The sequence below is a fragment of the Nocardioides sp. Root240 genome (assembly GCF_001428825.1).
Taxonomy (GTDB): Bacteria; Actinomycetota; Actinomycetes; order Propionibacteriales; family Nocardioidaceae; genus Nocardioides.
On the sequence record NZ_LMIT01000012.1, the window covers coordinates 137,630 to 161,458 of the forward strand.

Below are 23,829 nucleotides of genomic sequence, written 5' to 3' on the forward strand. Positions count from 1 at the left end.
CTTCGGTCGGGAGGGCAGTGGTGCAGGCACCACCACCGGTCGGGACGCACCACCCCTGACCCCGGGCGGGTACGACGACAGGCTCGTCGGTACCGACCTTGAAGCCCCCGAGGAGTCCCGCGATGTCCCACCTCTCCGCGTTGCCCAGCCGCGCCGCGCGCTGGAGCGCCACCCACCCGTGGCGTGCCATCGGCGCCTGGCTGCTGCTCGTCGTCGTCGCCGTCGGCCTGGCGATGGCCGTCCCCACGAAGGAGGTCTCCGACGCCGACTACCGCGTCGGCGACTCCGGGAGGGCCGAGGCGCTGCTCGACGGGTCCGGCCTCGACCACCCGCCCACCGAGAACGTCCTGATCACCGCCGCGTCCGGGTCCCTCGACCAGGCCGCGGCGCGCTCGGCCGCGGCCGACGTCACGTCGCGGATGGCGGGCCTGCCCGGCGTCGCGGACGTCGGCGAGCCGGTGCCGAGCGAGGACGGTACGGCGCTGATGGTCCCCGTCGAGCTGACGTCCGACGAGGTCGACGCCGACCCGCTGCTCGACGCGACGGCCGCCGTCCAGTCCGCGCATCCGGACCTCCGGGTCGCGCAGGCGGGCGACGTCACGATCGACGCCGCCATCGACGAGCGGGTCGGTGAGGACCTGCACTCGGCGGAGTTCATCAGCCTGCCGATCACGCTGGTGCTGATGCTCCTGGCGTTCGGCGCCCTCGTCGCGGCCGGGCTGCCGGTGCTGCTCGCGGCGACGAGCGTCACGGCCACCATCGGCATCAGCGCCCCGGTGTCCTACCTGGTCCCGGCCGAGTCCACCGTCACCAGCATGATCGTGCTGATCGGCATGGCCGTCGGCGTGGACTACTCGCTGTTCTACCTCAAGCGCGAGCGGCAGGAGCGCGCCGCCGGCAGGACCACGATCGATGCCGTCGCGATCGCGGCAGAGACCTCGGGCCACGCCATCCTCGTGTCCGGCGGGGCCGTGATCGCCGCCCTGGCGGGGCTCTTCGTGCTCACCGACGTCACCTTCAACTCGCTCGCGACCGGCTCGATCATCGTCGTCGCGGTCGCGGTGCTCGGCTCGATCACCGTGCTGCCGGCGCTGCTCGCCAAGCTCGGGCGCTGGGTCGACCGGCCGCGGGTCCCGCTGCTGTGGCGACTCACCCGACGCACCCGCACGGGCTCGATCAGCGGACGGCTGCTCGGCCCGGTGGTCCGGCACCCCGTCGCCGCCCTGGTCGTCGCCTCGACCGTGGTCCTCGCGCTCGCCGTGCCCGCGCTGTCGATGAAGACCCACCAGGCCAGCGCCGAGACGCTGCCCCACGACATCCCGGCGGTGCAGACGCTGCGGGCGATCACGGCGGCGTACCCGTCGGAAGGGACCTCCGCGCAGGTCGTCGTCACAGGTGTCGACGCCCCCGCCGCGGCGGCCGGCCTCCAGGAGCTCGCCACCGCGGCCGGGCAGGACGGCTTCGTCACCAGTGGCGCGACGGTGCAGGCCTCCGCCGACGGACGCACGTCGGTGATCGACCTCGCCCTGCCGTACGACGAGTCCGACGACCGCGCCACCACGGCGATCGAGCGGCTGCGCACCTCCCTGGTCCCGCAGGTCTTCGACTCCCTCGACGGCGCCCACGTGTACGTCGGCGGAGGCGCCGCCGAGTCGCTCGACTACGCGACCAAGCAGGGCCAGCGGATGCCGATCCTGCTCGGGTTCGTGCTGCTGCTGACGATGGTGATGATGATCGCCGCGTTCCGCAGCGTGCTGCTCGGCGTGGTCTCGACCGTGCTCAACCTGGCGTCGGTCGGCGTTGCCTTCGGCATCTTGTCCATCGTCTTCCAGCACGGCGTCGGCGAGTCCCTGCTCGACTTCACCAGCCCCGGCTTCGTGATCGACTGGATCCCCGTGTTCGTGCTGGTCGTGCTGGTCGGCCTCTCGATGGACTACCACGTGTTCGTGCTCAGCCGGGTCCGTGAGCTCGTCGACGGCGGGCTGCCCGTCCGCCAGGCCGTGCACCGCGGGATCGCCGACACCGCGGGCGTGATCACCAGCGCCGCGGCGGTGATGGTGTCGGTGTTCGCCATCTTCGCGACCCTCTCCATGCTGGAGATGAAGATGATGGGCGTCGGCCTCGCGGCCGCGATCCTCGTCGACGCCACCCTCATCCGTCTGGTCGTGCTGCCGGCCGTGCTGGTGCTGCTCGGCGACCGGGCGTGGCCGCGCCGGCGTCGTACCCCTGGACCGGTGGTGGCACCCGGTCAGCTCCCCGACCAGCTGCTGGTGCCGGTCGGGCGCTGAGGGTCCGGCTCAGGTGGTGCCGACCGCGGGCTCCGGCTCGCGGTCGGTCGCCGTCGTGCCGACCACGACCGACAGCACCGCGGCGATGGCGCAGAGTCCCGCGCCCGCCCACCAGGCGTAGGTGTAGGTCCCGAAGCCGTCGCGGATCACGCCGGCTCCGAGGGCCGCCACGGCCGCCCCGATCTGGTGCGAGGCGAACACCCAGCCGAACACGATCGTGCCGCGGTCCCCGAAGATCTCGCGGCACAGGGCCGCGGTCGGCGGCACGGTCGCGACCCAGTCGAGGCCGTAGATCACGATGAACAGCACCATGCTCGGGTGCACGCTCGCGGCGAGCAGCTGGGGAAGCAGGAGCAGACCGAGGCCGCGGAACAGGTAGTAGGCGACGAGCAGCACCCGCGGGTCGAACTTGTCCGTGAGCCAGCCCGAGGCGATCGTGCCGACGATGTCGAAGACCCCGACCGCGGCGAGCAGGCCGGCGGCCGTGGTGCTGGACATCCCGTGGTCGTGGGCCGAGGGGATGAAGTGGATGCCGATCAGGCCGTTGGTCGTCGCCCCGCAGATCGCGAACGCCACGGCCAGCGCCCAGAACGCGCGCTGCCTGCTCGCGAAGGCCAGGCCCTCGAGGGCGCGGCGGGTGGCGCCGCCCACGTGCCGCGCCGGCGGCGTCCAGTCCTCCGCAGCGCCGTACGGGCGGACGCCACGGTCCTCCGGGTGGTCGCGCACGACCAGCCACACCACGGGTACGACGGCCAGCGCCGCCGCCGCGACCACGAGCGAGGCCGGCCGCCAGCCCGCACCGTCGGCGAGGCTCGCCACGACCGGCAGGAACACCAGCTGCCCCGTCGCCGAGCCGGCCGTGAGCACACCCATCACCAGGCCGCGGCGGTGCTCGAACCACCGGTTCGCGATGGTCGCGGCGAACACCAGCGCCATCGACCCGGTGCCCGGCCCGATCAGCACGCCCCAGAAGACGATCAGCTGCCACGACGCGGTCATCAGGACGCTGCCACCGGACCCGAGGGCGACGAGGGTCAGGGCGGAGGCGACCACCCGTCGTACGCCGAACCGGTCCATCAGGGCCGCCGCGAAGGGCGCCGTCAGGCCGAACAGCAGCAGGTTGATGCTCACCGCCAGCGACATGACACTCGTCGACCAGCCGAACTCGTCGTGCAGCGGCACCATCAGCGCGCCCGGCGCGGCCCGGAACCCGGCGGCGCCCACGAGCGCCAGGAAGGCCACCGCCGCCACGACCCACGCGGGGTGCAGGTGGCTGGCTTTCTTCAACGAAGTCACGGCGCTACGCTAGCAGGCATGCCGCTGCGCTCGGACTGGTCGACGGAGTACTGCCCGATCCGCCGCTCCCTCGACGTCCTCGGGGACCCGTGGGTGCTGCTGATCGTGCGCGACGTGCTCCACGGCACCGGCCGGTTCGAGCAGCTGCGCGACAACCTCGGCATCTCCGAGGCGGTGCTCTCCCGCCGCCTGCGCGCCATGCGCGAGGCGGGGCTGCTCGACGTCGTCGACTACGAGCGCGGCGGCCGCACCCGGCAGCGGTACGTCGCCACCCCCGCCGCCGCGGACCTGCTCCCCCTGCTGCACCACCTCGCCATCTGGGGCGAGAAGCACACCGTCGAGCCCGACGGTGGCGCTCACATGGCGCTGGTCCACCAGCCCTGCGGCCGGGAGACCACCGACGGCGAGCGCTGCTCGTCCTGCGGCGAGCCGCTGCGGCCGGAGGACATGACGTGGGTCAAGCCGTGGCTGGGGACCGAGCACCAGCTGCGGCCGGCGGGCGCCTGAGGCCCCGGCCGGGGATCGTCAGGGAAGACCCACCCGGACGGCGACCACGCAGGCGTCCTCCGCGGCCGTGCGGTGCTCCTGCATCAGCCGGGCGCACAGCAACGCCGGGTGCGCTCCCGCACCACCGGTCGCGGTCCACCCGTCGCCCTCGATGCCGGCGGTGTGGACGACGACGGACAGCCCGCGGCTCCACCCGACGGTGACCTCGTCCCCCCGCAGGCCCGGCGGCCTGCTCCCCACGCCGACCACGCCGCAGCGTGCCGGGGCCACCGTCCGGACCCCGTCGGCCAGCAGGTCGACGACGACGTCCCCCACCGAGGCCGCCCGCGCGGTGCGTGCGGCCAGGTCGACCTCGATGGCCGCCGCGGCGACACCCGCTGTGCCCGCGAGCATCCCGTGGAGCACCCGGAGGGTCGCTCGTGGCGTGGTCACGGCGGGGAAGGACAGTGCGCGCTCCAGCAGCTGCGCGCCCTGCGGACCTCCGTCGACGGCGGCACAGACCAGGATGCCCAGGCTCGTCGGCCCGTGCCACGCCCGCCAGCCGTGGGCACCACCCGCGTCGTCCGCGGCGGCGACCAGCCCCGTGACGTACGCCGACCCGGCCTCCGACGGCGACGCCGGGAAGCGGTTCCACGTCGGGGTGACCGCGTCGGTCAGGGCGTCCGCCCGGCCGAAGGCCGTGGCCTCCACGCCGGGCCCGCCGACCGGGCCGAGGTCGCGCACGCTCACCCAGCCTCCGCTGGCGGCGGCCAGGCCCGTGGCCATCTCGGTCACGTGCTGGGCGAGGGCGGCCAGGTCAGGAGCGCCCAACCGCGCACGGTCCGCCACCTGACGGGCGGAGCGCCGTACCTGCTCCACGTCATGGTGCTGGAGGACCGGTATCAACCGGCCGGGAACGACGAAATCGAGTGCCATGTGGAATCCACCCCGAGAGGAGGTCGCGACCGAGGATCCCGGTGGCGTCCTCGTGGAACGCCTGCCGCGGGTCGTCGACCTGGGGTGGCCCGCACTGTTTGAGCCGTTCTCGACTATGTCACCGATCCGGTGCCATGGCCATCCCTCGCTCACCGAGCCCCGTGCGATACTTCCTCCGCGGCTCGAGAAATGGGTCGGTGTTGGACGGTGCCGATGAACGCACCACAGCATTCGTGGAGGTGGGTGGCGATGACCAGCTCGGTTCCACTGGACCAGGCCGCTGTTGCCTTCCAGCAGCTCGCTCAGCTCGTCTACCAGGGTGAGTCCTTCGCCGGCATCTACGACGAGATCTGCCGGATCGCCGTGCAGGTCGTCCCCGGTTGCGACCACGCGTGCATCACGACGATCAGCGCCGGCCGGTCCCCGACGCTCGAGGCGACGACCGACGACGTCGCGGCGCTGATCGACCGCACCGAGTGGGAGGTCCGCGAGGGCCCGTGCGTCGACGCGATACTGACCGATCGCTTCGACTGCGACCCCGACATCACGCGGAACCCCACCTGGCCGCGGCTCGCCGAGCGGGTCCTGGCCCAGACCCCCGTCCGCGGGATGGTCGGCTACCGGATCTCGGCGGGACCGCAGAAGGTCGGCGCGCTCAATCTCTTCTCCGACACGGCGGGCGCTCTGACCCAGGAGGGGGCCGAGGTCGGCGCGATTCTCGCCTCCTTCGCCTCGGTGGCGATCACGGCCGCCCGTGAGAAGACCGGCGCGCAGAACCTCCTCGAGGGACTCATCAACAACCGCGAGATCGGCAAGGCCGTCGGGGTCCTCATGGTGACCGAGGGCATCAGCGACGCCGAGGCGTTCGAGAAGCTCCGCACCGCCTCCAACCACCTCAACGTCCGCCTCGCCGAGGTCGCGCGCCGGGTGGTCGCCGACAGCGACGTGGGTCAGACCGCTTCCGACTGACGCGGGGTACGCCCGACCCGAGCGGGTACGGCGCGGACAGCCACACGATTGCCGCATGCGGACGGACGGTGGTCAGGCCCCCTCCGGTCCAACAATCGGCCGGTGGGGGCCGCCCCCCGAGGAAGCCCGCGAACAACGAGGGTCCCGGTCGTTCGACCGGGACCCTCGTCGGGATCAGGTTCGGGTCACCCGAACCGAGCGGGCTCCTACGACGCCGGCATGATCGCCGGCGGGTTCCAGCCGGTGCCGTCGACGATCCCGGCGATCCGGTCGGGCGTCGGGGCGTAGAGGCGCCAGCCCAGCCGGAACGACGAGCCGGCGGGCGCGGGCAGCCAGTTCTGCGCCTGCGCGGGGTCGCTCGGCGGCGTGCTCTGGACGTACAGGTCGATCGAGCCGTCGGCATTCCGCTGGAGGTCCGAGCGGTCGTTGATGACGTAGCGGTCGATCTCGTTCTCGACCAGGTACTGCGCGGCGTCGTACATGGTCACCGACCAGAACGCGTCGACGGGCGGGGCCCAGCCGGCCGGCAGGTGGATGACGTACCTCTTGTTGCCCGACAGCGGGGCGCCGAGCCGGTCGGCGAAGCCGAGGGAGTAGATCGCCTGGTCGGGTGTCTGCGCACCGAGGCCGATCTGGGCGACCATCGCGCGGAGCTGGTAGTTCGTCCCGTACGTACCGGCGGCCAGCGTCAGGTAGCCGTTGTGCGTCGGGAACGACGTCGCGTGCAGCGCCTGCGTGTCGGCGGCGATCCGCCCCCGCGCATCCGCGACTGCGGCCGTCATGCCGGCGACCGTCTCCGGGCTGAGTGTGGGATCGGTGGACGGCGTCCGGCCCGGGCCGACCCCGATCGCGCCGATCCTGTCGATCTCGGCCTGGTCGGCCGCCGGGGGCGGGAACTCGGCGAGCAGCTCACCGAGCCTGTCGAAGTAGGCCATGCCGGTCGGCAGCGACTGCTGGTCGATCGTGGTGTCGGGGTCGGCCGGCACGGGAGGCTGCCAGTTCTTCCGTGGGTACGCGCTCAGCGGCACCATCGTGAACTTGTCCTGCAGGTCGCGGACCTTCTCGATGTCCTTGGGGTCGCCGTTGTCGGCGTAGATGCGCTCGATGATCAGCACCCGGTCGTACGCCGACCGGATCCTGGTCACCTTCTTCGGAAGGACGGTCGCGGCGTCCCCCGGACCGACGAGCGCGTACGCGCCCGGCTCGGTTCCCTGGACGGAGCCGGGGTTGCCGAACGTCTCCGTGTAGGGGTCGAGCATCTGCAGGCTCCAGTAGCGATCCCCCTTGACCTTGGGGATCGTGATCACGATCGGGCCGTCGCTGAGGTCGAGCCAGGCCGTCGCATAGAGAGTGTCCAGGTTCGGAGAGACCACCCAGTGGTCGGCCGGGTCGGAGAAGTCCCGGAAGGCGTTGAACTGGTTCTCGGGTCCGTAGCCGTGCCCGTTGCTGATGTCGACACTCGTCTGGAGGCGCTGGGTCTTGTCGACCTCGAGCAGCGGCAGGCCGTACTTGTAGGCCTCCAGCCCGAGTGCGTAGCCGCGGTCGTAGTCGGACGTGGCGTCGGCCGACGCCGTGCCGGCGAGGGTGGACGCGGCTCCGAGCGTGGCCAGGGCCAGCGTCGTGGCGGTGACGAGCCGGCGAAGCCGCCGGGGGGTGTGCTGGTGCACGAGGTGCTCCTTCTTTCGGGGTGAGGGGTCGGGTTGTCGGTGGCGGTCAGCCGGACGGGGGCCGGGCGGGCGCCGGGACCCTGGTCGCGACGAGGTACCAGGCGAACAGCAGGCTGAAGACGACGTCGCCGGAGACCACCGCGGTCAGGCGCCCGTTGGCCGTCCCGTCGACGAGGTGGCCGGCGACGATCGCGACCACGAGGACCTTGCCGGCCAGGCCGAGCTGGACGATGCCGCGGTTCCGGTCAGGCGAACCGCCCGCCATCCAGTAGCCGACGCCGAACAGCCCGATGGCCGCGATGCCGATGTGCGAGAAGACCGTGTCGGTGGGCACTGGGCGCAGGCCGAGGTCCTCGGCGAGGCCGAGCGCGGGCAGGAAGAGCAGGACGGCGGCCGCGTTGAACAGCGCGGCCGTGCGGAACAGGATCCGGGCCTGACGGGCGGGCATGGTGATCTCCGGTCTCGTGACGATCAGGGGTGGGTGAGGATGTGGACGGCGACAGCGGCTTCCTCGATGCCGACGAGGCCGCCGCCGTTCTCCTGGATGGCGCACCGGGCGCCGTCGACCTGCCGGGGTCCGGCCTCGCCGCGCAGCTGTGTGGTCAGCTCGAAGAGCTGGCCGATCCCGGTGGCACCGAGCGGGTGGCCCTTCGACTCCAGTCCGCCGGACGTGTTGATCGGGATCCGGCCGCCGAGGGAGAAGTCGCCGCGCTCGGCCGCGGGACCGCCCATGCCGTCGGGGACCAGCCCGAGGTTCTCGGCCTGGATGATCTCGCCGACGGCCGAGGCGTCGTGGACCTCCGCGACGTCGATGTCGGACGGGGCCAGCCCGGCGTCGGCGTAGGCCTGTTGGGCCGCTCGCCGCCCGACGCCCTGCTCGAACTCGTCCGCAGTGCGGTGCGTGAAGCTCCGCACCACGCTGGCCGCCACGCGGACCGCTCGGGACCGGTCGGCCCCGATCCGGCGCAGGCCCTCCTCGGTGCACAGCACCACCGCTGCGGCGCCGTCCGAGGTCGGCGCGCACATCGGCAGGGTCAACGGATGGGTGATCGGCGGCGCAGCGAGCACCTCCTCGACCGTGTACGGCGTGCGGAACTGTGACAACGGGTTGTGCACCGAGTGCTGGTGGTTCTTGGCCGACACGGCGGCGATCTGGCGTGCGGTCGTGCCCCACGTGGCCATGTGGTGACGGGCCAGCGCGGCGTACACCGCCATGAACCGGCTGTACGGCCGGTCCGACTCCGAGCCCTCGGGAACGGTCACGCCCTCGCCCAGCCGGACCAGCGCCTCGTAGTTCTCGTCGGCGCGCGAGACGTCCCAGCCGCCCTCGAAGAGGGCCAGCGTCCGGGCCTTGTCGGCGACGTTCATCTTCTCGGCGCCGAGCGCCAGGGCCACGTCGGTGCTGCCCGCGCGCAGGCCCTGGACGGCCAGGTGCACGGCGGTGCTCCCCGAGGCGCAGGCGTTCTCGACGTTGAAGACGGGGATCCCCTCCACGCCGACCTTGCCCAGGACGACCTGGCCGGGGATCGAGAGCTGTCCCTGCAGGGGCCCGTTCGTCACGCCGGCGTAGTAGGCCGCGCCGAGGTCCTTCACGTCGCAACCCGCGTCGCTCAACGCACCCCGGAGGGCCTCGCCGGCGAGGTCCTCCAGCGACCGGGCGGGATGCCGGCCGAAGACCGTCATCGCGATGCCGGCGATGTAGACGTCCGTCATGGGGTGCCTCAGACCATCCGCTTCAGGACGGCCGGGTAGCGGTTGGGCATCAGCCGGGTGAGCCAGAAGATCGAGCGGGAGTACTTGCCCGTCAGGATCCGGCGGCGGCCGTTCTCGATGCCGTCGAGGATGTTGCCGGCGACCACCTCCGGCGGCGTGACCAGCATCGTCCCGGTCCTCGCCGCGAGGTCCGCCTCGACCTTGCCGGCGTTGACCGTGTGTCGCGCGGCGCGCTCGATGTTCGTGGCGATCGCACCGGGGTGGACCAGCACTGCCTCGACGCCCGTTCCCTCGAGCTCCGACCACAGCGCCTCGGTGAGGCCCCGCACGCCGAACTTCGTGACGTTGTAGGCCGACTGCCCGCCGTACCCGACCAGGCCGAAGATGCTGGAGATGTTGACGATCCAGCCCTCGCGCTGGGCGAGCATCGTGGGGAGGAACGCCTTCGTGCCACAGATGACGCCGCGCAGGTTGATGCCGAGCAGCCAGTCGATCTCCTCGACCTCGGTGTGCTCGAGCGTCCCGATGAGGGTGGCACCGGCGTTGTTGAAGACCAGGTGCACGGTGCCGAAGTCCTCCAGCACCTCGGCGGCGTGCGCCGTGAACTCCTCGGCGCGCGACACGTCGAGCTTGTAGGAGCGCACGTCCGCACCTCCGCACAGCGCCCGGGTCTGCTCCAGACCGGAGGCGTCGATGTCGGAGATCGCGACCCGCGCGCCACGGTTCGCCAGCTCGACCGCGAGAGCACGGCCGATTCCGGAGCCGGCGCCGGTGACGACGGCGACCTTGCCTGCGAGAGATGTCATGAACAGGGTCCTTCTGCTGAGGGAGGGTGCGAGACGGCGGGCGCGCTCAGGACGCGCGGGCCAGGTGCCTCCGGCGAGGCCGGGCAGCATGACGGGCATCAGGAGGTCCTCAGATCGCGCGCTCGGCGCGTGCCCAGTAGGTGGCGCGGAGGTCCTTCTTGAGCACCTTGCCGACGGCGCTGCGCGGGAGGGCGTCGACGAAGTCGATGCTCTTGGGCGCCTTGACGGAGCCGAGCCGGGCCTTGCACAGGGCGATCAGCTCGTTCCCGTCGAGGGTCTCGCCCGGGTTGAGCTCGACGACGGCCTTGACCGCCTCGCCCCACTGCTCGTCCGGCGTACCGATCACCGCGCAGTCCTGCACCTTCGGGTGCGACCAGATGACCTGCTCGACCTCGCTCGGGTAGACGTTGAAGCCACCCGTGATGATCATGTCCTTCTTGCGGTCGGTGATGTGGAGGTAGCCCTCCGTGTCGAGGTGCCCGACGTCGCCGGTGTGCAGCCAGCCGTCGACGATCGTCTCCGCCGTCTGCTCGGGGGCGTTGTAGTAGCCCTTCATCACCAGGTCGCCACGCACGCAGATCTCACCGGTCTCACCCGGGCCCAGCACGCGGTGGTCGTCGTCGAGGATCTCGACGCGGACCAGCGGGCTCGGACGCCCGACGGAGGAGAGCCGCTCGTCGGTGGCGAGGACGTCCCCACGGAAGTGCTCGGCCGGCGGCAGGAAGGCGATCGAGGCCGGTGCCTCCGTCTGCCCGTACCCGCCCGCCATCACCGGGCCGAAGACCTCCACGGCCTTCTTCAGCTTCTCGACCGACATCGGCGCGGCGCCGTACAGGAAGTACTTCAGGGACGAGACGTCGACCAGCTCGATGCCGGGGGCCTCGAGCAGCCGGTAGATCACCGTCGGCGGCAGGAAGAGCTCGGTGACCTGCTGCTTGACCAGCTGGTCCAGCAGGACGTCGGGCTGCGGGCTGGTGACGACCACGACCGTGCCGCCACGCGCCGTCGTGGGCAACGAGAGCGCGCCGGCTGTGTGCGTCATCGGCGCGGCGGCGAGGTTCACCGGGCGCTCCTCGGGCCCGTAGGGGAAGGCCATGAGGAAGTGGGCGATGAACGTCTGCATGCTGCGGTGGGTGTTCATCACGCCCTTCGGCGGACCGGTGGTGCCGCCCGTCGGCGAGATCGACACCACGTCGTCGAGATCCACGACGAGGGCCGGATCGGCGGTCGACTGGCCGTCGAGCCAGGCGTCGAGCGTGACCGCACCGGGGACCTCACCGTCGAGGCACACCCAGCGCAGCACCTTCGGCAGGCGCTCACGCAGGTCGCCCAGGAGCGGCGCGAAGGCAGCCTGGAAGAAGACGACCTCGCAGTCGAAGGCATCGAGGATCCGCAGGTTCTCCTCGGGGGAGTTGCGGGCGTTGACCGGCAGCCAGGTCATGTTCGCCCGCCAGAGGCCGAGGGTGCAGACCCACGCGGTCACGTCGTTGCCCGCCCAGACCGCGCCCTTGGTGCCGCTCGGCAGCCCGTCGGCCAGCAACGCGTTCGCGACCCGGCACGACAGCTCGCCGGCCTCCTGGAAGGTGTAGGTCCGGTCGTCCTGGACGTAGGCGATGCCGTCGGGGTTGCCCCGCCAGCCGCGGTCGAAGAAGTCGATGACGGCCATGGTCAGAGCTCGCTGACCGACGCGCGCGCGAGTCCGCGCTGCTCGAGGAAGCCCAGCAGGTAGCGGTGACCGAAGGCCTTGCAACCCGAGGTGAAGCCGACCGCGTCGGTCTCCCCCTCGACCAGCTTCATCGCGGCCGCGGCCTGCAGTGCGCCGGTCGTGATGTAGGGCGCCACGCTGGACACGCTCGCCCGTACGCCGGCCAGCTGGCCCCGCCCGATCGCGATGTCGATCGACCGGTTCAAGGTGGTGCGCTCGCGCGGCGGCATGCTCGGCGTCGTGGACGCCACGATCTGCGCGATGGCGGCTTCCTGGGACTCGACCGGCAGGTGCTGGAGCTCGGCCTCCCACTGCTCGGCCACGGCGAGCACGAGCGTCATGGCGGGGTTGTCGTAGAAGCTGGTGAGCGAGCTGCAGAAGCGCACCCGCGAGTCGTCCTGGTAGAAGACCGGGAGCGAGGTCCCGCCCCAGGGCAGGGCGAGCGCCGGGCGGAGCAGCTCGGGCACCGAGATCTCGAAGTGGTCGGTCATGCCCCACGCGACGAGGCGGTTGTCCCACAGGTGGTGCTGCGGGTGCCGGAAGCTCTCGAAGATCGAGGCGGTCGAGCCGACGGTGACACCGGATCCCTCGCGCGGTCCGCGCACGATCGTGGCGGTCTCCAGCGAGTCGATGCCCGGCGTCTCGAGCGTCAGCTCGGCGGCGATCTGGGCGATGGTGTGCATGTACGACAACGACGGGCACAGGACCAGGCCGGCCTCGGCGTACTCCTCGCCGAACTGCTCGCGGATCGCCATCGTGTAGCCCTGCTCGCCCGTGGTGTCGAGGTGGTGGCACCCGGCCCGGAGGGCCGCCTCGATGGCGACCGGGCCGAACTTCCCGAACGGACCGACGGTGTTGCACACGACCTTCGCCCCGGTGAAGGCGGCGGCGAGCGCGGCGACGTCGTGCTCGGCCTCGACGATCTCGTAGGTCGCGGACTCGAGGCGGACCACGCGCTCGGCCATCATCTCCTTGATGCGGCCGGCGTCGCGGCCCACCGCGGTGAACGCGATGTCCTGGTCGATCAACCAGTCCATCACCAGCATGCCGGTGTAGCCGCTCGCGCCGTACACAACGACGGGGTACTTCGCCATCTCGGACCTCCCTGTGGTGCGTGGATCCGGCTCTCGGATCTCGTCGAGCGTAGGGAGGCGAGGGGGTCCTGGTTTTGTCGCCGAGCGTCAGCCATTTGTGATCTGATGACACCGTGCCGGCGACCGCGCGAACCCCGAACGAGCCGTACCTGCGCGCGTGGGTGGTCAGCTCGTTCGTGCAGGTCATCGAGGAGCTCGGCGGCGACCCCGAGGACTACGAGCGCCGTTTCCACGTCTCCCTGCGCGTCACCGACCAGGGCAAGGAGGCCATCGCGGCAGCGCCGCTGCTGCGCCTGATGGAGGCCGCCGCGCAGGAGCTGTCCTGTCCGGACTTCGGCATCCGCGTCGGCATTGCCCAGGGACAGGACTCGATCGGGCCGGTGATGGTGGCGGCCTTGAACTGCGCGACGGCACGCGAGGCCTACCAGTCCAGCATCCGCTACCTCAACGGGCTGTTCAGCGCCTTCGACATCGCGCTCGTCGACACCCCTGACGGTCCCCGCACGGTCTACACCCTCCGGGTGCCCGCGCCGAGCCGGCAGTTCCAGGAGTGGAGTCTTGCGGTCACCACGAAGATCCTGCCGCTCGTCGCCGGACCGTCGGCGCGGCTGAGGGGCGTCTACTTCTCCCACCCGCGGCTGCTCGAGCAGGAGTTCTACGACGGCGTCTTCGGCTGCCCGGTCCGGTTCGAGGAGCGCGCCTACGGCGTCGACTACTTCGACGCCGACATGCAACGCGCGATTCCGCGCAACAACCCCGAGATCCGCGCGATCGTCAGCGACTACCTCGACAGCATCATCGCCTCGTCGGGGCTCACCCTCGAGCACCAGATCCTCGCCCTGGTGCGCGAGCTCCTCCCGACCGGCGGCTGCACCCTGGACGTCATCGCCGAGCACCACTTCGTGAGCGTGCGCACCATGCAGCGCCGGCTGGCCGCCGAGGGGGTGGTCTTCGAGCGTCTCGTCGACGACGTGCGCCGCGAACAGGCGTTGGAGTACCTCGCGGACCCCGACCGGTCCGTCCAGCAGATCGCAGGGCTCCTGGGGTACGTCGAGCAGAGCTCGTTCTCGCACGCCTTCCGTCGCTGGAGCGGTACGTCCCCGCGCGCCTGGCGGGCAGCGCAGCGCCCGGGCTGAATCAGGACGCGGGACGCTCGGAGCGCACCTGCTCGCCGAACGCGGTGACCCGCTCGTCGAAGCGCGCCGGGTGCTCGAGCATCGGGCAGTGGCCGGTGTCGTCCCAGACCTCCAGGCTGGAGCCGGGGATCAGCCGGTGGAGCTCGTGCCCCATCGCCACCGGGAGCAGCGGGTCCTCGCGACCCCACAGGAGGAGTGTCGGGCAGGCGATCGCGGGCGCTCGCAGCCGCGCGTCGTAGCCGGCGCCGGCCGCGAGGGCAGCGTCGAAGCCCACGCCGGCGAGCCCACGGAGGGCGACGCCGAGCAGCTCCGGGGGGACCGAGCGGGCGTCGTGGAAGACCCGTCCGCCGAGCAGGAGGCGCACCCGTTCGCTGCGCCGCACGACCCAGCGGACCGCGTGCAGGCGCAGGAAGCGGTTCATCATGCGTGCCTGCGGGAGGGTGAGCAGGCGGTGGCGCGCGGAGGTCAACGGGAGGCCGCCGGAGCAGACGAGCACCGTCGCGTCGACGCGCTCGGGGTGGCGCACGGCGACCTCCATCGTGATCAGCCCGCCCATCGAGTTGCCGACGAAGGTCGCGGTGCCCACGTCGAGCTGGTCGAGGAGCTCCACCACGGTCTCGACGTAGCGCGCGGCGTCCACCCGGCCCGCGTACGGCTCGGAGTCGCCGAACCCGGGCAGGTCCGGGGCGATGACGCGGTGACGGCGCGCGAGCGCGGGGATGTTGGCCTCCCAGTTGCGCCACGTGCCGCCGAGCCCGTGGAGCAGCACCAGGGGCGGTCCGGCGCCGACGTCGACCACCCGGACCCGCCCGTGGCGCAGGCGTCGGTCGTGCGGGCTCATCGGGCTCATCGGGCTCATCGGGCTCATCGGGCCGGGGCGAGGTCGCGCAGCTCCGCGAAGGAGGCCTCGAGGTCCGCGGCGAAGCCGGCGGCGTCGGGCACCACGTCGGGGTCGGAGCAGATGGCGACGTACAGCGTGCCGACGTAGGAGATCATCACCAGGTTCAGGCCGTGGCGCGGCATCGTGGAACCGCAGGCCAGCACCTCGACCAGCTTGCGGCCGCGCAGGTAGTACGGCGTGCCGGGCCCGGGCACGTTGGAGATGACCAGGTTGTGTCCGCCGGGGTTGATCAGCAGCAGCCGCTGGACCTGCTCCATGATCGTCGGAGGCGCGAAGCCGCCGATGTTCATCAGGCGCTCGAGGGCGACGCCCTGCCCCGCGCGCAGTCGCTCGACCTCGGCAGCGATCATCGCCACGCGCCGCGCGGGGTCGGGCTCGCCGACCGGCAACTCGGGGTAGATCGCGGAGACCTGGTTGCCCAAGGCGCCCTTCTCGGGGTCGAGCCGCACGGAGACCGGGACCATCGCCCGCATGCCGTCGGCGAGCGGCTCCCCCTGACGTTCGAGGTAGCGGCGCAGGGCGGCGGTCGAGGCGGCGAGCACCACGTTGTTGAGCGTCGTCCCGAAGGCGTTCTTCGTCATCCGCAGGTCGTCCATGGGCACCCGGACCCAGTCGGTACGACGCCGCGGACCTCCCGGCCGATTGACGATCGTCGCCGGTACGGCGCCGGAGACCCCGGTGAGGGTGCCGACCGTCCGCGCGCTGTCCACCACGCCCTGCCACAGGGCACTCGGAGTGCGCGAGGCCCGCGCCAGGCCGGACAGCGCCCGCCCGGAGTGCACGGCCAGGTCGGACAGCCCGGAGACCAGCAGCCCGGCCCGCGAGGGTCCGCCGGACGGGGTCCACGGCTCGACCGGCGGCCGGTCCTCCTCGGGCGTCGGGGAGAACATCATCCCTGAGATGTCCTGGGTGGCGACGCCGTCGACCATGCAGTGGTGGACGCGGTGGATCACGGCGAACCGGTCCTCGGCCAGGCCCTCGACGAGCCACATCTCCCACAGCGCACGACCGGGGTCGAGGGACTGCTGGAGGAGCCGGTTGGAGAGGGCACGCAGCTCCTCCTCGCCCCCGGGCGCCGGCAACGCCGTACGCCGGAGGTGGTGGTCCAGGTCGAACCGCTCGTCCTCGACCCACGCCGGCCGGCCCAGGTTGAACGGCACCCGTGCCACGCGCTGCCGGAACCGTGGGGCACCGAGCAGCCGCTGCTCCACGGTCTCGCGGAGCTCGGCCTGCGTGGGCGGCGTGCCCTCGAACACGTAGACGATCTGGATGTGGCTCCCGTGGTCGGGATCCTCGATCGCCAGCATCGATGCGTCCGTCGGGGAGAGATGCTCGGCCATCAGCCACGCTGCCTTCGTCAGGGTCCAGTCGGGCACCGCGCCCGGCGACGGCGAGCCTAGGAACCGCGTGCTGCCGTGGTCTTGTCACGGCACGTCAGGCTTTTGTGATCGCACGACAGGCCCGCACAGGCCTCCTGGGGACCTCACCGTCGGGGGAAATGACGGAAGGCCCCGGGAGATCCCGGGGCCTTCTCACGTGCGCGAGGGGGGAGTTGAACCCCCACGTCCTTTCGGACACACGGACCTGAACCGTGCGCGTCTGCCTATTCCGCCACTCGCGCGTCACTGCCCTTCGGCAGCCGGGCAAGGCTATCCCAGGAGTGACCCGGCACCCAAAACCGGGGGGCAGGCGACGATGTACCGGGGACGATGGGCCGCCACCGATACGATCGAGTGACCCGGGCGGCCGAGCACGTCGTGCTGCCCCGGACCAACCGGACCGCGGAGAGGAGGCAGGCACATGGGGGGACTCCAACGCTTCGAGCAGCGGCTCGAGCAGGCGATCTCCGGCGTGTTCGCCCGCACCTTCCGCAGCGCGGTGCAGCCCGTGGAGATCGCGGCGGCGCTCCAGCGCGAGCTCGACAACAAGGCCCAGGTGCTGTCGCGGCAGCGGCGGCTGGTGCCCAACAGCTTCGTCGTGGAGCTGTCGGAGGGCGACCTCGAGCGGTTGGGGCCCTACGACTCCGCGCTCGAGAACGAGCTGGGCGAGCAGCTGACGGAGCACGCCGAGCTGCAGTCCTACGTCTTCCCGGGGCCGATCCGGATCGTGTTCGAACCGGCCGGTGACCTCGGCACGGGGCGGTTCCGGGTGCGCAGCCAGGCGGAGGCCGCGGTGACCGGCCACGCCCGGCGCAGCAGCACGCAGCGCACCCGCGCGGTGCTCGAGGTCAACGGCACCCAGCACCCGCTGGTGGCGCCGGGCCTCGTGGTGGGCCGCGGCAGCGAGGCGGACATCCGCATCAACGACCCGGGGGTGAGCCGGCGGCACGCCGAGTTCCTGGTGACCAGCCCCTCCCCCAGCGGTACGACGCCCGACGGCCCCGTGCAGGTGGAGGTCCACGACATGGGGTCCACCAACGGCATCCGCGTCGACGGGCAGAAGGTCGCCCGCGCCCACCTGCGCGACGGCTCGCGCGTGCAGATCGGGCACACCTCGCTGACCCTCCGACTGCTCCAGGAGGCCTGAAGACGTGTCCGAGCTGACCCTCTTCCTCGTCCGGATCGCCTACCTCGCGATCCTGTGGATCTTCGTCCTGTCGGCGATCTCGGTGATCCGCTCCGACATGTTCGGCGCCCGCGTCCCGACGCCCGCGGCGCCCGGCAAGCAGCCGCGCGCACCCAAGCCGCCGCCGTCCCCGCGACGCGGCCAGCCGACCCACGTCGCGGTCGTGCAGGGCGTCAACACGGGCATCACGGCCGACCTCGCGCAGGCGCCGGTGCTGATCGGGCGCGGCAACGACGCGGCGATCCGGCTCGACGACGACTACGTCTCCACCCGCCACGCGCGGATCGTGTCGAGCGGCGGGCAGTGGTACGTCGAGGACCTCGGCTCCACCAACGGCACCTACCTCGGCAGCCAGCGGATCACCCAGCCCGTCCCGATCGGCCTCGGCTCGCAGGTTCGTGTCGGCAAGACGATCGTGGAGCTGCGGAAGTGACCGACCCCACGGACGACACCGTCGACAGGCCCGTGCGGGCGCCGAAGCCCCCGCTGCGCCTGGATTTCTACGCCGTCTCCGACGTCGGCCGGGTCCGCAAGGACAACCAGGACTCCGGGTACGCCGGCCCGTGGCTGCTCGCCGTGTGCGACGGCGTCGGGGGCGCGGCCCGCGGTGACATCGCCTCCGGCACGGCCGTCAACGAGCTCCGCTCGCTCGACGTCCCGCCCGGCTCGGCCGACGCCCTCGACCGGGTCAGCGACGGCATCCACGAGGCCCACGTCGCCATCGGTGCGCAGGTCGACCAGGACCCCGCGCTCAACGGCACGAGCACGACCGCGACGGTCGCGCTCTTCGACGGCTCGCGGCTCGCGCTCGGCCACGTCGGCGACTCGCGCGCCTACCTGCTGCGCGACGGCGAGCTCTCGCAGCTGACCAGCGACCACACCTTCGTCCAGAGCCTGATCGACGAGGGCCGGATCACCGAGGAGGAGGCGCGCGTGCACCCGCACCGCAACCTCATCCTCAAGGCGCTCGACGGCCTCCACGACGTGGAGCCGGACCTGTTCGCGCTCGAGCTCGTCGCCGGCGACCGCCTGTTCCTCTGCAGCGACGGCGCCTGCGGCGTACTGGTCGACGCCCGGATCGCGGAGATCCTGACCGGCGCCTCGCCGGAGTTCTCCTCGATCGAGATGGTCCGCGCCAGCCTCGAGGCCGGCAGCTCCGACAACGTCACCTGCGTCGTCGCCGACGTCGCGGAGGCCACCCCCGACGACGTCGCGCCGGAGCCGATGGTCGTCGGCGCCGCGGCCGACCTGCGCCAGCGCCGGCCACGCGCGCTCTTCCGCGGCCACCGCTCGGGTGACACCGGCGAGCTCGAGCCGGTGACGGCCGAGATCCCCGACATCCCCGAGGGCGTCGAGGCGATCGCCGCCGACCCGCGGTACGACCCCGAGGCGATGCGCTACGCGCCGCAGCCCCCGCCGCGCTTCATCTGGCCGCGCCGCCTGCTCGCGCTCGCCGTGGCCGTCGGCCTGGTCTGGGTCGTGCTCGGCACCGCCTGGTGGTGGAGCCAGCGGCAGTACTACGTCGGCGAGGACGCCGGCAAGGTCGTGATCTTCCGCGGCGTGGAGGTCCCCGGCCTGTCGAAGGTCTTCGAGGTCTCCGACGTCGCCCTTGCCGACCTGCCGGAGGACAAGCAGAGCATCGTCGAGGACGGCATCTCCTACGGCAACGACTACGACGCCGCCCGCGAGAAGGTCGAGCAGCTCGCGACCGACGCGCAGTCCGGCACCGCCACCGACCTCGAGCCGATCGACTGACCGCGCTGACATGGCCTCCAACTCCGCCCTGATGGGCTTCGTCCACCGCCGCCGGCGGGGCGCGGAGCTCTTCCTCCTGGTCCTCGCGCTGGTCGTGGGGATCGGCGCCTACGCCGCGGTCGGCCTCGGTGTCGACGGCGAGGTGCCCACCAACCTCATCGGGTACGGCGGCTGGCTGACGATCCTCGTGGTGGCGGCCCACGTCGCGGTGCGCATCGTGGCGCCGTACGCCGACCCGGTGCTGCTCCCGGTGGTCGCGGCCCTCAACGGCCTGGGCCTGGCGGTCATCCACCGTCTCGACCTCGCCAAGGACACCGCCCTCGCGAGCCAGCAGCTGACCTGGATGACGCTCGGCGTCGTCCTCTTCGTCGGGACGCTGATCATCCTCCCCGACCACCGCCTGCTCGCGCGGTTCACCTACACCTCGGGCCTGACGGCCATCGTGCTGCTGATCCTGCCGATGCTCCCGGGCATCGGGCGCACCATCAACGGAGCCAAGATCTGGATCGCGCTCGGCCCGTTCAGCTTCCAGCCGGGCGAGGTCGCGAAGGTGCTGCTCGTCATCACCTTCGCCGGCTACCTCGTCGTCCACCGCGACGCGCTCGCGCTCGCCGGGCGCCGCGTGGTCTTCATCGACCTGCCGCGTGGTCGCGACCTCGGCCCGATCCTGATGATGTGGGCCGTCAGCCTCGGCATCCTCGTGCTGCAGCGCGACCTGGGCTCCAGCCTGCTCTTCTTCGGCCTGTTCCTCGTCATGCTCTACGTCGCCACGGAACGGCCCGGCTGGCTGGTGGTCGGCGGCCTGCTCTTCTTCGGCGGCGCGACGGCTGCGTTCAAGCTCTTCTCCCACGTCCAGTCGCGCGTGGACATCTGGCTCGACCCGTTCGCCGACCCCGACGGCAGCGGCTACCAGCTGGTGCAGGCGCTCTACGGCTTCGCGTGGGGCGGCATGGTCGGCCGCGGCCTGGGCGAGGGCATGCCCGAGAAGGTGCCCTACGCCGAGTCCGACTTCATCCTCGCCGCGATCGGCGAGGAGCTCGGCCTCACCGCGGTGATGGCGATCCTGCTGCTCTACGGCCTCGTCGTGGAGCGCGCCCTGCGCGCCGCGCTGATCTCGCGCGACGGCTTCGGCAAGCTGGTCGCCACCGGTCTCGCCGCGGTCTTCGCGCTGCAGATCTTCGTCGTCATCGGCGGCGTGACCCGGCTGATCCCGCTGACCGGCCTCACGACACCCTTCCTGTCCTACGGCGGATCCTCGCTCGTCGCGAACTGGGTGATCATCGCGATCCTGCTGCGCATCTCCGACCAGGCCCGCCGGCCGTTGCCCGACCTCACCGAGGCCGAGGACGACCCCGACGAGCAGGCGACCCAGATCGTGAAGGTGGTGCCGTCGTGACCCTTCGACAGGCTCAGGACGAGCGCTTGTTCATCGCACGCCCCCGAGGGGGCGTGCGATGAACAAGCCGATCCGTGCGGTCTCGATCTTCTGCATGTTCCTGTTCCTCGCCCTGATGGCGAACGTGACGTACCTGCAGTTCTTCCGCTCCGACGACTACAACACCGACCCGCGCAACGCCCGGGTCGCGGCGGCGGCGTTCAGCCGCGAGCGCGGGCTGATCCAGGTGGGCGACAACGCGATCGCGCGCAGCGAGCCGGTCGACGACCAGTACAAGTACCTGCGGGTCTACCCGCAGAAGGAGCTGTACGCCCCGGTCACCGGCTACCTCCAGCTCGGCAGCCAGACCGGCATCGAGCGCAGCCAGAACAAGGTGCTCTCCGGTGAGGACCCGCGGCTGTTCGTCAACCGTCTCGTCGACCTGCTCAAGGGCGACACCAACCAGGGCGGCAACGTCTCGCTGACGCTGAACCCGAAGGCCCAGCGCGCCGCCTACCGGGCACTGCGCGACACCGTCGGCCCCGACGGCGAGGGCTCGGTGGTCGCGATCGAGCCGAAGACCGGCCGGATCCTCGCCATGGTGTCCTTCCCGACGTACGACCCCAACCAGCTGGCGTCCCACGACCGCGAGACCCGCGAGAACGCCTACGACCGGCTCGACTCGAACAAGCACCAGCCGCTGCTCAACCGGGCCATCCAGACCCGGCTGTTCCCGGGATCGACCTTCAAGGTCGTGACCGCGGCGGCCGCGATCGACGCCGGTGTCTACGACCAGGACAGCCAGGTCCCGTCCGGCGCGACCTGGCAGGCCCCCGGCACGTCCGGCTCGCACAACGTCATCGACAACGAGGGCCGCAGCGGCTGCAGCCCCACCACGATCTCCTTCGCCGCCGCGATGGAGAACTCCTGCAACACCGCCTTCGCCAAGATGGCGGTCAAGGTCGGGCCGGAGAAGCTCCGCGACACCGCCGAGGCCTTCGGCTTCAACACCGACTACCTCCAGGACCTCGGACCTCAGGCGCAGTCGGTGTTCCCGAAGAGCGTGGTCGACACGATCGACGGCAAGCAGCAGGACCCGCGTGAGCTCAACGACGCGGAGACCGCCCGGTCGGGCTTCGGCCAGTTCTCGGTGCAGGCGACGCCGCTGCAGATGGCGATGGTCGTCTCGGCGATCGCCAACCGTGGCGGGCTGATGAAGCCCTACCTCGTCGACGAGATCCAGACCGCGAGCTTCGACGTGCTCGAGACGACCGAGCCGGAGAAGCTGCGCGACGCGATCAAGCCGCAGACCGCCGCAGCGCTCACCGACCTGCTCGTGTCCACCGTCGACGACGGCACCGCCTCGCCCGCCGCGATCGACGGCGTCAGCGTCGCCGGCAAGACCGGTACGGCGCAGCGCGGCGTCGAGGGCAAGCCGCCCTACGGCTGGTTCGTCTCGTTCGCCCCGGCGCAGAACGCCCAGGTGGCCGTCGCGGTGATGATCCAGGAGGCGCCGGGCAAGGAGATCGCGGGCGGCCAGCTCGGCGGCCCGATCGCGAAGGCAGTGATGGAAGCGGTGTTGAACAAGTGACCGAGCAGCAGTTCGCCGACCGGGCGGGGCGCTACCACCTCGACTCGGTGATCGCCACGGGCGGCATGGGTGTGGTCTGGCGCGGCACCGACACCCGCCTCAACCGGCCGGTCGCGGTCAAGGTCCTCAAGGCCGAGTACGCCGACGACCCGATGTTCCGCACCCGCTTCGAGGGCGAGGCGCGCAGTGCCGCCGCGCTCCACCACCCCGGCATCGCCGGCGTCTACGACTACGGCGCCGACGAGAGCGGCCACCTGCCGCCGTACCTCGTGATGGAGCTGGTCGACGGCCAGCCGCTGTCCGCCCTGCTCGCCACCGCCCGCAGCAACGGCCGCACCCTCGACACCGCCGTCGTGCAGGACCTGATCGCGCAGGCCGGCGAGGCGCTCGGCGTCGCGCACCGCGCCGGGATCGTGCACCGCGACGTGAAGCCCGCCAACCTGCTCGTGACCCCCGACCGCCAGGTCAAGATCACCGACTTCGGCATCGCCCGCGCCGCCGACTCGGTCGCGCTCACCCGCACCGGCTCGGTGATGGGCACCCCGCAGTACCTCAGCCCGGAGCAGGCGCGGGGCAACCCGTCGACGCCTGCGTCCGACGTCTACTCCCTCGGCGTGGTCGCCTTCGAGTGCCTGACGGGGCGCCGCCCGTTCGAGGCCGAGACCCCCGTCGCGACGGCGCTCGCGCACCTCCAGCAGCCGATCCCGCCGTTGCCCGCGACGGTGCCCGCGCCGCTCGCGGCCGTCGTCACGCGCGCCCTCGCCAAGGACCCCGCCGAGCGGTACGTCGACGGCGCAGCGTTCGCCGAGGCCTTCCGCAACCCCAGCGGTGCGGCCGCCGTCGCGCCCCCGCCCACGCCGGCCGAGGGCGCGACCCAGGTCATGCCGCCGGTCGTCGCCGCGCCGGTCCCCGTGCCCGGGGCCCCGATGCGCCGCCTGGACTCGCCGTCGGCGTACGCCGGCGAGGAGGAGCGCAAGCAGCCCGGCAAGTCGCCGTGGCCGGCCGCGATCGCGGTGATCCTGCTCGTCGTCGCGGCGGTCGTCGCGGCCATCCTGCTGTTCGGCGGTGGCGACGACGAGGAACCGACCGTCGACGACCCGACGTCGGCGGCGACCACGCCGACCACCCCGACCGAGGGGACCACGACCGCGGACACCACCGTCGAGGTGGACGCCGGCGACTACGTCTGCACCGTCGACTACCGCGACGCGCAGAGCGACCTGCGGGACCTGGGCCTGCAGGTGTCGGTGCAGGCCTACGACCGGACCAACACCGGCGAGTGCGCCGAGGGCACGGTCGCGGACATCTCGCCGGCCGGCACGCTCGACGAGGGCGACTCCGTCGTCATCTCCTACTGGGGTCCGGTCGAGCAGACCGAGCCCACGGAGCCGACGACCCCGACGGACCCGACCACGCCGACGGACCCGACGACGCCCACCGATCCCACCACCGACCCGACCGACCTGCTCAGCGACCTGGGGGCCGACGGATGATCCACCCCGCCCGATTCTTCGCTCCCCCGCTTCGCTCCTCCGCGAACAATCGA

General features: G+C 71.9%; 20 protein-coding genes and 1 tRNA gene. 10 read left to right on the forward strand and 11 right to left on the reverse strand.

Going from position 1 to position 23,829, the window contains the following annotated elements:
• Positions 1–122 precede the first annotated feature (122 nt).
• Complete coding sequence (locus ASE20_RS17060; RefSeq protein WP_056895779.1) at positions 123–2,288, forward strand: MMPL family transporter; 2,166 nt, start codon at positions 123–125, stop codon at positions 2,286–2,288.
• Positions 2,289–2,297: 9 nt separating this feature from the next.
• Here ASE20_RS17060 and ASE20_RS17065 read toward each other — a convergent pair whose 3' ends face one another.
• Entirely contained in the window at positions 2,298–3,584 is a 1,287-nt protein-coding gene (locus ASE20_RS17065) for an MFS transporter (RefSeq protein WP_056895780.1), read from the reverse strand.
• Positions 3,585–3,602: 18 nt separating this feature from the next.
• On the opposite strand from ASE20_RS17065, the gene ASE20_RS17070 reads away from it, so the two are divergent.
• Positions 3,603–4,091 carry a winged helix-turn-helix transcriptional regulator gene (locus ASE20_RS17070; RefSeq protein ID WP_056895781.1) on the forward strand — a complete coding sequence of 163 codons (489 nt, stop codon included), beginning with the start codon at positions 3,603–3,605 and terminating at the stop codon, positions 4,089–4,091.
• A gap of 18 nt (positions 4,092–4,109) precedes the next feature.
• Here ASE20_RS17070 and ASE20_RS17075 read toward each other — a convergent pair whose 3' ends face one another.
• Positions 4,110–5,006, reverse strand: coding sequence for a hypothetical protein (locus ASE20_RS17075; RefSeq protein WP_157538539.1), 897 nt, complete (start codon positions 5,004–5,006; stop codon positions 4,110–4,112).
• Between the two features lie 249 nt (positions 5,007–5,255).
• Between ASE20_RS17075 and ASE20_RS17080 the strand changes: the two genes are divergently transcribed.
• The gene (locus tag ASE20_RS17080) at positions 5,256–5,975 is read left to right on the forward strand and encodes a GAF and ANTAR domain-containing protein (protein WP_056895783.1); all 720 of its coding nucleotides are present in this window, start codon (positions 5,256–5,258) and stop codon (positions 5,973–5,975) included.
• A 206-nt stretch (positions 5,976–6,181) separates the two neighbouring features.
• Here the strand turns inward: ASE20_RS17080 and ASE20_RS17085 are convergent, their stop codons facing one another.
• The 6 genes from ASE20_RS17085 to ASE20_RS17110 all read right to left on the reverse strand — a co-directional run bounded on the left by ASE20_RS17085 (position 6,182) and on the right by ASE20_RS17110 (position 12,960).
• Positions 6,182–7,642, reverse strand: coding sequence for a DUF1254 domain-containing protein (locus ASE20_RS17085; protein WP_056895784.1), 1,461 nt, complete (start codon positions 7,640–7,642; stop codon positions 6,182–6,184).
• 46 nt (positions 7,643–7,688) lie between these two features.
• Positions 7,689–8,090, reverse strand: coding sequence for a hypothetical protein (locus ASE20_RS17090; protein WP_056895785.1), 402 nt, complete (start codon positions 8,088–8,090; stop codon positions 7,689–7,691).
• 23 nt (positions 8,091–8,113) lie between these two features.
• Positions 8,114–9,355, reverse strand: coding sequence for a thiolase family protein (locus tag ASE20_RS17095; protein ID WP_056895786.1), 1,242 nt, complete (start codon positions 9,353–9,355; stop codon positions 8,114–8,116).
• An 8-nt stretch (positions 9,356–9,363) separates the two neighbouring features.
• On the reverse strand, positions 9,364–10,161 hold the full coding sequence (locus ASE20_RS17100) for an SDR family NAD(P)-dependent oxidoreductase (protein WP_056895787.1): 798 nt from the start codon (positions 10,159–10,161) through the stop codon (positions 9,364–9,366).
• 109 nt (positions 10,162–10,270) lie between these two features.
• Positions 10,271–11,827 carry an AMP-binding protein gene (locus ASE20_RS17105; RefSeq protein WP_056895788.1) on the reverse strand — a complete coding sequence of 519 codons (1,557 nt, stop codon included), beginning with the start codon at positions 11,825–11,827 and terminating at the stop codon, positions 10,271–10,273.
• Positions 11,828–11,829: 2 nt separating this feature from the next.
• Entirely contained in the window at positions 11,830–12,960 is a 1,131-nt protein-coding gene (locus ASE20_RS17110) for a saccharopine dehydrogenase family protein (RefSeq protein ID WP_056895789.1), read from the reverse strand.
• 113 nt (positions 12,961–13,073) lie between these two features.
• Here ASE20_RS17110 and ASE20_RS17115 point away from each other — a divergent pair, with 113 nt between their 5' ends.
• Positions 13,074–14,096, forward strand: a complete 1,023-nt coding sequence (locus ASE20_RS17115; protein WP_056895790.1) for an AraC family transcriptional regulator — start codon at positions 13,074–13,076, stop codon at positions 14,094–14,096.
• 1 nt (position 14,097) lies between these two features.
• Here ASE20_RS17115 and ASE20_RS17120 read toward each other — a convergent pair whose 3' ends face one another.
• From ASE20_RS17120 to ASE20_RS17130, 3 genes are all read right to left on the reverse strand, one after another.
• On the reverse strand, positions 14,098–14,937 hold the full coding sequence (locus ASE20_RS17120) for an alpha/beta fold hydrolase (RefSeq protein WP_162261024.1): 840 nt from the start codon (positions 14,935–14,937) through the stop codon (positions 14,098–14,100).
• Between the two features lie 23 nt (positions 14,938–14,960).
• A complete protein-coding gene (locus ASE20_RS17125; protein ID WP_056895792.1) occupies positions 14,961–16,373 on the reverse strand; it encodes a WS/DGAT/MGAT family O-acyltransferase in 1,413 nt (470 codons plus the stop codon).
• Between the two features lie 161 nt (positions 16,374–16,534).
• Positions 16,535–16,618, reverse strand: a tRNA-Leu gene (locus tag ASE20_RS17130).
• A 179-nt stretch (positions 16,619–16,797) separates the two neighbouring features.
• Here ASE20_RS17130 and ASE20_RS17135 point away from each other — a divergent pair.
• From ASE20_RS17135 to ASE20_RS17160, 6 genes are read left to right on the forward strand one after another with little or no spacing between them, the layout of a single operon-like run.
• Positions 16,798–17,523 carry an FhaA domain-containing protein gene (locus tag ASE20_RS17135; RefSeq protein WP_056895793.1) on the forward strand — a complete coding sequence of 242 codons (726 nt, stop codon included), beginning with the start codon at positions 16,798–16,800 and terminating at the stop codon, positions 17,521–17,523.
• A 4-nt stretch (positions 17,524–17,527) separates the two neighbouring features.
• Positions 17,528–17,995 (forward strand): FHA domain-containing protein, encoded by a 468-nt coding sequence (locus tag ASE20_RS17140; RefSeq protein ID WP_056895794.1) that lies wholly within the window; start codon positions 17,528–17,530, stop codon positions 17,993–17,995.
• Positions 17,992–19,317, forward strand: coding sequence for a PP2C family protein-serine/threonine phosphatase (locus ASE20_RS17145; protein ID WP_056895795.1), 1,326 nt, complete (start codon positions 17,992–17,994; stop codon positions 19,315–19,317). Before ASE20_RS17140 ends, ASE20_RS17145 begins: the two co-directional genes overlap by 4 nt.
• 10 nt (positions 19,318–19,327) lie before the next feature.
• On the forward strand, positions 19,328–20,713 hold the full coding sequence (locus ASE20_RS17150) for an FtsW/RodA/SpoVE family cell cycle protein (protein ID WP_056895796.1): 1,386 nt from the start codon (positions 19,328–19,330) through the stop codon (positions 20,711–20,713).
• Positions 20,714–20,771: 58 nt separating this feature from the next.
• On the forward strand, positions 20,772–22,283 hold the full coding sequence (locus ASE20_RS17155; protein ID WP_056895797.1) for a peptidoglycan D,D-transpeptidase FtsI family protein: 1,512 nt from the start codon (positions 20,772–20,774) through the stop codon (positions 22,281–22,283).
• Positions 22,280–23,776: a serine/threonine-protein kinase gene (locus ASE20_RS17160; protein ID WP_056895798.1), complete on the forward strand. Its 1,497-nt coding sequence runs from the start codon at positions 22,280–22,282 to the stop codon at positions 23,774–23,776. Before ASE20_RS17155 ends, ASE20_RS17160 begins: the two co-directional genes overlap by 4 nt.
• Positions 23,777–23,829: the final 53 nt, after the last annotated feature.